Origin of the sequence: Synechococcus sp. H60.1, from assembly GCF_047462335.1 — a bacterium.
Taxonomy (GTDB): Bacteria; Cyanobacteriota; Cyanobacteriia; order Thermostichales; family Thermostichaceae; genus Thermostichus.
Genome location: NZ_JANSJA010000023.1, coordinates 1 through 5,935 on the forward strand (window position 1 = coordinate 1; position 5,935 = coordinate 5,935).

Consider the following 5,935-nt stretch of genomic DNA (forward strand, 5'->3'; position numbering starts at 1 on the left):
GCAAGGCATCGAGCGGGTCAACGAAGGAATCGGCCTTTGCGGGATTTGGCGAGGCGCTCGCGGAGCTGCTGCTACCGTTTTTGTGCTCTCTTAGAAACATTGCTGGGGTCGGGATCCCTGGATAGGGGCAAGGGGTTTGGATCCCTGCCGGCGTAATGGTTTAATGGAGGTTTAGCAACATTTTTTAAGCAACAGTTGCCCTCTATGGCCGAGACCTTCCTTTACAATGCCTTGCGTGCCGCCCTCGACGAAGAGATGGCTCGGGATCCCAACGTGTTTGTCCTCGGAGAGGATGTGGGCCACTACGGCGGCTCCTACAAAGTCACCAAAGACCTGTATCGCAAGTACGGGGAGATGCGCCTCCTGGACACCCCCATTTGCGAAAACAGCTTCACCGGCTTGGCCATCGGGGCAGCGATGACCGGCTTGCGGCCGGTGGTGGAAGGGATGAACATGGGCTTTTTGCTCCTGGCCTTCAACCAAATTGCCAACAATGCCGGCATGCTGCGCTACACGTCTGGCGGCAATTTCAAGATCCCGCTGGTGATCCGCGGGCCAGGCGGGGTGGGACGCCAGTTGGGAGCCGAGCACTCGCAGCGGCTGGAGGCCTACTTTCAAGCGGTGCCCGGCCTGAAGATCGTAGCCTGCTCCACTCCGTACAATGCCAAGGGTCTGCTCAAGTCGGCCATCCGCGACGACAACCCCGTTCTCTTTTTCGAGCATGTGCTCCTCTACAACCTCAAAGAAGACCTGCCGGAGGAGGAGTACCTGTTGCCCCTAGACAAGGCGGAAGTTGTCCGCACGGGCTCTGACGTTACCATCCTCACCTACTCGCGCATGCGCCACCACGTGCTCAAAGCTGTGGACACCCTAGTGCAGCAGGAGATCGACCCTGAGGTTATTGACTTGATCTCCCTCAAGCCTCTCGATATGGAGACCATTGCCGCCTCGGTGCGCAAAACCCACCGGGTGGTCATTGTCGAAGAAGACATGAAAACGGGCGGCATTGGGGCAGAGCTGACGGCCCGCATCATGGAAGAACTGTTTGACGAGCTGGACGCGCCCGTAGTGCGTTTGGCTTCCCAAGACATTCCCACCCCCTACAACGGCACGCTGGAAGCGGCCACCATCGTGCAGCCAGCAGATATTGTGGCGGCGGTGGAGCGGCTCCTCTACGGATAAACGCCAGATGACTCTATAACACCGTTGAACTTCGGCGAGAACCGGGGGGAACACTCAATCAGGACTCAGGGAGGCTGGGTTCCTCTTCAGGGCAACGAGGGCAGCATGGCCAATTACGACTGGATCGTCATCGGCGGTGGGATCACCGGAGCAGCCTTGAGCTACGAGCTGGCCCGTCAAGGAGGATCCGTTCTTCTCCTTGAAAAGGAGGCGCTGCCGCCCAGTGCCACGCGCTACAGCTACGGTGGCCTGGCCCATTGGGCGGGGAAAACCCCCCTGCTCAAAGCCCTGGGGGAAGAAGGGATCCACCGTTACCGCACCCTCTCAGAGGAGCTGGAGGCAGACATTCACTTTCGCGAGCTGGATCTGCTCCTGCCGATTGCTCCTGGCTACTCTGTGGAAAATGTGGAGGCGGATCTGGCTGACTGTCGCATCCCACCCCAGCGCATTTCCGTGGAGACGGCCTGTGAGCTGGAGCCCCTCTTGAATCCGGTGGCCCTGGAGGGCGTGCTCTGGGCGCGACATGGCCACATTCACCCCTGGCTGACGACGCTGGCTTTTCAGAAGGCTTTTCAACGCCTGGGGGGATCCCTGCTTTTGCAAACCGTAACCGGCTTGCGGCGGCAGGGGCAGCGGATCACGGGGGTGGAGACCCCTACAGGCTGCTATAGGGCAGCCCAGGTGGTGGTGTGCGCCGGCGGCTGGACACGGGCTCTGTTGCGCCAGGCCGGGATCTGGGCCCCTATCTACTTCACCCACGCCGAATCCCTTGAGCTGGAGCCTGCAGAGGTGCGGTTGAGAACCATCGTCATGAGCGCGCCCGTGCAGCGCCTGGAGCTAGAGCGGCAAGCCGGCCACCCCGACCGGGATCCCCTCTGGGACAAGCCGGGGCAGGAGATCTGCCCGCCGATTTTGGATGTCGGGATCCTGCAATTTCTAGACGGCAGCCTTCGCCTGGGCCAGATCAGTCGGGCGCTGACGGATCCCCAGGCCGAGGTGGATGCCGCCGCTAGCGAAGCGCAAATCCGCTCCCAAGCAGAGCGCTACTTGCCGGCAGTAGCTCACTTGCCCGGGCGCTGGCGCCACTGCTTAGTGGCCTTTAGCAGCGATCACCACCCTCTGGTGGGATCCCTGCCCGGCTGGGAAGGGCTGCAACTCTTTTCCGGCTTCAGCAACCCCTTGGCCATTGTGCCGGCCTTGGCCCGCCGCTTTGCCCAGCAGGCCTACGGACAGGCCGATGAGTGGCTTCCCAGTCTCTCACCGGCGCGCTTTGCTGGGTTCTCAGCCGCTGCCCCTCTCCCTCAGGGATAGAGGCAAAAGAATCCTCCCTCCTTGCTCAAGACCCCTCCTCAGCCGGCGGTGTCTCCAGCAGGTCTTCCAGGCTCAGTTGGACTTGGCGCTGCAAGGCCCGAATGGCTTGATATTCCTGTTGAATACTGGCCTGGTACTGGGCAGCAAGGGCGGTGTTGCCCTCGGAAAAGGCTTGATCCCAAAGCTGGGTCCAGTAGCGGTAGCGCTTTTGGCGAATCTCCAGCTCCATGTTGGCCAAGGCGGCGCGCACCACCAGCTGGGGGCGCATCAGGGCAATACGGGTTGTTTCATCCAGCCAGAGCAGGTGGCTAAGGCGCTCGTTGAGCTCATCGTCTTGGGCGCAGAGGGTGCGCAAAGCCGTCAGCAGAGCCTCTCCCTGCTCTTCCAGCTCCGGTTGCGCCGCCAGTAGCTCCAAGATCCGCTGCCACAACTCCCGGTGGGGACGGAAGCTAAATTGCAGCTCGCGCTCCAGCAAGGTGTGGCGGATCTCGCGGCGGTACTCGGCAAAATGCAGGAAGATCTGCAGAAGGTGGGACTCTGCTTGCAACAGTTTGGATCCCTTGTTGGCAGAAAGTTGCTGGGGTTGAGCCCAGCGGTGCTGGCGTACGGCACGGCGCAGATCCTCTTCCAGGTCGCGGCTAAGGCGGGCGTTGCCGCGGCTAAGCAATTCCGCCACCTTGTGAATGTACAGAGAGCGCCACTGTCCGCCCAAGCCAGCCAACAAGTGCACCAGCGCCTGATAGGCCTGCTGGAAATCGGCAGCTTGGCTGAGATCTCGACCGGCCAGCACCTGCTCAATCTGCCAATCCAGCCATAGGGGAGCCTGAGCCAGCAGGGCCTCCAATTGGGAAGCGGGGTGCTGCCGCAGGAACTCGTCGGCATCTTTCCCAGCGGGGAGGGTGAGGATGCGCAGCTCAATTTCCCCCCGCCGCGCTTGCTCTTCAATGGCTGCGATAGCCCGGTTGGCGGCGTTGAACCCGGCGGGGTCGGCATCGAAGTTGAGAATGAGCCGCTTAGACTGCGTATAGCGCAGCAAGGCCTTGACCTGCTGCGGCGTCAGGGCCGTGCCCATGGCGGCTACGGCATAGGCAATCCCGGCTTGGTGTAGGGCGATGACATCGAAGTAGCCCTCCACTACCAAGACCTGGTCGGCCTTGGCAATGGCCTCGCGGGCAAAGTTGAGGCCATAGACCACCTGGCTCTTGTTAAAGAGCTCCGTTTCCGGGGAGTTGAGGTATTTGGGCTGCTCCTCCCCCAGCGCTCTACCGGCAAAGCCAATCACCCGCCCCTGGGGATCAAAAATGGGCAGCATGATGCGGTTGCGAAAGCGGTCGTAGTGGCCAGATCCCTGCTGGCGCGGCACCAGCAAGCCGGCTTCTTCCAGGAGCTTGACCGGCTGACCCTTCTGGTTAACCAGGTATTCGTAGAGCGACTGCCACCCAGGGGGAGCAAAGCCAATTTGAAACTTTTGCCAAGTCTCTTCGCTCAGGCGCCGGCTGTGCAAATACTCGCGGGCTGCCGATCCCACCTGGGAGCGGAGAGCATGCCGATAGAAATCGGCAGCCAGGGCCAAAATCTCCAGCAGCTTTTCCCGGTGGGAGAGTTGGCGCTCGTAGTCCTGGGACAGGGATCCCTTTGGCTCCGGCAGGGGCAGGTGGTAGCGCTGGGCCAGGCGGCGCACGGCGTCGGCAAAGGAAAGGTGCTCGGTCTGGCTGATAAAGCGAATCACATCTCCCCCGGCACCGCAGGCGAAGCACTTGTAGATCTGCTTGCTGGGGCTGACCTGAAAGCTGGGCTTGTGGTCGTTGTGGAAAGGGCAGAGGCCGACAAAGTTTTTCCCCTGCTTGCGCAGCACCACCTTTTCCGCCACCACCTCGACGATGTCGGCTTTCTGGCGCACCAACTGGATGAAGTCTGGCGGCAGACTGCTCATAACCCTGGGGATCCTACACCCCATGGTACCTGCAGGGGACTTGACAGGCTGTCTTTTGACCTGACCTGACCTGCCGGAGATAATGGTCTGGCTTCAAAAGCTGGATTTTTCCATGAACGGTCTTTTGCAGATTGTTGAGAGGAAAATGCGGATTGTCAAACTTTTCTTGCTGCTTTTGCTGGTCGGTGCTGCTGTCTTTTGGGGCCCACAAGTGGCTTCTGCGGAACCGGATTTGGCCTTGGGAGCTAAGGTCTTTCAAGCCAAGTGTGTGGGCTGTCACTTGAACGGGCGCAACAGTTTGGTGGCGGCGAAAAACCTCTCTCTGGCGGCTCTTCATGAGTACCACGTGGATACCCCTGAGCTAATCCAGGCCCAGGTGCGCAACGGCAAAGGGGCCATGCCCGCTTTTGGCAAGCTCCTCAAGCCAGAAGAAATCGAAGCCGTGGCCGCCTACGTTCTAGACCGGGCTGAGCACAACTGGAGCAAAGGCTAATGGCCCAGGAGAGGACTCAAGATCTGACCCTGGCACCTCAGATGCCGCAGGAGCAGAGCTGTGGAGCACAGGGATCCCGCCGCAAAATCTTGTCGGTTGGGGTGGGGGCTCATGGTTTGGTGGCGGTGGGCATTTCTGCCCATGGAGTGGTGGCCATCGGCGTGGTGACCCACGGCATTCTCTCCATCGGCCTGGTGGCCATGGGCGCCCTCTCCTTTGGGCTGGTGTCGATGGGCTTGGCCAGTGCCGGCCTGGTGTCCATGGGCCTTTCCAGTTGGGGTCAGCACAGCATGAGCGTGACCGAATCCCACGGATCCCATCCCCATCCTTAGCTTTTGTTGGCCGGATCCTGCCCGGTTCTCTTTCCACCTGGCGTTGTTAAGGAGTATTTACAATGTTCAGTTGGCACAGTTACCTCGCCTTGGCCAAGAAATCTCTGCTGGCCCTGGGAATGAGCGTTGTGCCCCTTTCTTCTGCTTGGGCCCATGTGACCGTCCATCCCAAAGAGGCCCCGGCGGGCAGCGTTGCCAAGCTCACCTTCCGCGTGCCCCATGGCTGCGATGGCTCCCCGACCATTCGCCTGCGGGTGCAGATCCCGGAAGGGGCCACCTCGGTGAAGCCAATGGTGCACCCCCTCTGGAAAATTGAGACGGTGAAAAAGCCGCTGGATAAGCCCTACGAGTCCCACGGGAAAATGATCACCGAAACAGTGGCCGAGGTGATCTGGAGCGGCGGATCCCTGCCGGATGAGTTCATGGATGAGTTCAGCCTCAGCCTCAGGCTGCCGGATCGCCCCGGCGAGACTATCCCCATCCCGGTCATCCAGGAGTGTGAACAAGGCATGTACCGCTGGATCCAGGTGGCGCAGCCGGGGGAGGATCCCAAAAACCTGCCAGAGCCGGCGCCGCTGCTGAAGCTGACGGACAAAGGAGAGACCCACGGCCACGGCCATGGCGCTCGCTAGCCGGGTTGCCACTGGAATCGTGGCTTTTTTGCAAAAAGGGATCCTCTTCTGG

Annotated in this window: 6 protein-coding genes; 5 read left to right on the forward strand and 1 reads right to left on the reverse strand. The window is 60.8% G+C overall.

Going from position 1 to position 5,935, the window contains the following annotated elements; all coding sequences use genetic code 11:
* The first annotated feature begins 204 nt into the window (after window positions 1–204).
* Together NW852_RS01095 and NW852_RS01100 are read left to right on the forward strand one after the other, a co-directional pair.
* On the forward strand, window positions 205–1,182 hold the full coding sequence (locus NW852_RS01095) for an alpha-ketoacid dehydrogenase subunit beta (RefSeq protein ID WP_414365502.1): 978 nt from the start codon (window positions 205–207) through the stop codon (window positions 1,180–1,182).
* A gap of 105 nt (window positions 1,183–1,287) precedes the next feature.
* The gene (locus tag NW852_RS01100; protein ID WP_414372508.1) at window positions 1,288–2,493 is read left to right on the forward strand and encodes an NAD(P)/FAD-dependent oxidoreductase; all 1,206 of its coding nucleotides are present in this window, start codon (window positions 1,288–1,290) and stop codon (window positions 2,491–2,493) included.
* 25 nt (window positions 2,494–2,518) lie between these two features.
* Here NW852_RS01100 and dnaG read toward each other — a convergent pair whose 3' ends face one another.
* The gene (dnaG, locus tag NW852_RS01105; RefSeq protein WP_414372507.1) at window positions 2,519–4,426 is read right to left on the reverse strand and encodes a DNA primase; all 1,908 of its coding nucleotides are present in this window, start codon (window positions 4,424–4,426) and stop codon (window positions 2,519–2,521) included.
* A gap of 145 nt (window positions 4,427–4,571) precedes the next feature.
* Here dnaG and NW852_RS01110 point away from each other — a divergent pair, with 145 nt between their 5' ends.
* The 3 genes from NW852_RS01110 to NW852_RS01120 all read left to right on the forward strand — a co-directional run bounded on the left by NW852_RS01110 (window position 4,572) and on the right by NW852_RS01120 (window position 5,883).
* The gene (locus NW852_RS01110) at window positions 4,572–4,919 is read left to right on the forward strand and encodes a c-type cytochrome (protein ID WP_414385864.1); all 348 of its coding nucleotides are present in this window, start codon (window positions 4,572–4,574) and stop codon (window positions 4,917–4,919) included.
* Window positions 4,919–5,251, forward strand: coding sequence for a hypothetical protein (locus tag NW852_RS01115; RefSeq protein WP_414365495.1), 333 nt, complete (start codon window positions 4,919–4,921; stop codon window positions 5,249–5,251). Before NW852_RS01110 ends, NW852_RS01115 begins: the two co-directional genes overlap by 1 nt.
* A gap of 62 nt (window positions 5,252–5,313) precedes the next feature.
* Window positions 5,314–5,883, forward strand: a complete 570-nt coding sequence (locus tag NW852_RS01120; protein ID WP_414338245.1) for a YcnI family protein — start codon at window positions 5,314–5,316, stop codon at window positions 5,881–5,883.
* The last annotated feature ends 52 nt before the right edge of the window (window positions 5,884–5,935 follow it).

Coding starts and splice junctions, on each gene's coding strand:
- NW852_RS01095 (WP_414365502.1), top strand. CDS start 205: ATGGCCGAGACCTTCCTTTACAATGCCTTGCGTGCCGCCCTCGACGAA.
- NW852_RS01115 (WP_414365495.1), top strand. CDS start 4,919: ATGGCCCAGGAGAGGACTCAAGATCTGACCCTGGCACCTCAGATGCCG.
- NW852_RS01120 (WP_414338245.1), top strand. CDS start 5,314: ATGTTCAGTTGGCACAGTTACCTCGCCTTGGCCAAGAAATCTCTGCTG.
- NW852_RS01100 (WP_414372508.1), top strand. CDS start 1,288: ATGGCCAATTACGACTGGATCGTCATCGGCGGTGGGATCACCGGAGCA.
- NW852_RS01110 (WP_414385864.1), top strand. CDS start 4,572: ATGCGGATTGTCAAACTTTTCTTGCTGCTTTTGCTGGTCGGTGCTGCT.
- dnaG (WP_414372507.1), bottom strand. CDS start 4,426: ATGAGCAGTCTGCCGCCAGACTTCATCCAGTTGGTGCGCCAGAAAGCC.